The sequence below is a fragment of the Undibacterium sp. Ji49W genome (assembly GCF_049340205.1).
Lineage (GTDB): Bacteria > Pseudomonadota > Gammaproteobacteria > Burkholderiales > Burkholderiaceae_D > Undibacterium.
In genome coordinates this window covers 1-588 of the sequence record NZ_JBMPOW010000052.1, presented here as the reverse complement: position 1 = coordinate 588, position 588 = coordinate 1, and the positions used below count along the sequence as shown (strand labels likewise).

1 protein-coding gene is annotated in these 588 nt (G+C 58.7%); it reads left to right on the top strand.

Going from position 1 to position 588, the window contains the following annotated elements; genetic code table 11:
- The coding region (locus ACO0LK_RS26985) for a cellulose synthase subunit BcsC-related outer membrane protein (RefSeq protein ID WP_422980607.1) at window positions 1-588 on the top strand (588 nt) is incomplete at both ends.

Sequence of the window (588 nt, the reverse complement as noted above, 5' to 3'; positions counted from 1 at the left end):
GTCGCTACCCTCGATCAGGAAGCCAAAGGCGTCGCCCTCAACCTCAGTTATGAACTGGCAGGCGTACGCGCCGACATCGGCTCCAGCCCCATCGGCTTCCCCGTCCAGAACGTCGTTGGTGGCCTGCGCTGGAGTGGATCCGATGATGGCGCCAGCCTCGGCATAGAAATCGCCCGTCGCTCAGTCACCGACAGCTACCTCTCCTATGCCGGAGCCAAAGACAGCCTCTATGGACTCACCTGGGGTGGCGTCACCCGCAGCGGCATCAAACTCGACACCTCCTACGATGGAGAAGACGGCGGCGTCTACGCCAACCTTGGCTACTATGGACTGACCGGTAAAAACGTCGCCAAAAACACCATGGCCGAATTTGGAGCAGGCGCCTACTGGAGAGCGTACAAAACCAAAGACTTCAGCTTCACCACCGGGCTCGGCCTGACCTCCTTCTTCTATCAAAAGAACCTGCGCTACTTCACCTATGGACACGGCGGCTACTTCAGCCCCAAATCCTACGTTTCGGTAGGGGTACCGTTTGAAATAGCAGGACGCAAAGGCAAGCTGGCGTACCAGCTGGGCACCACACTGGGT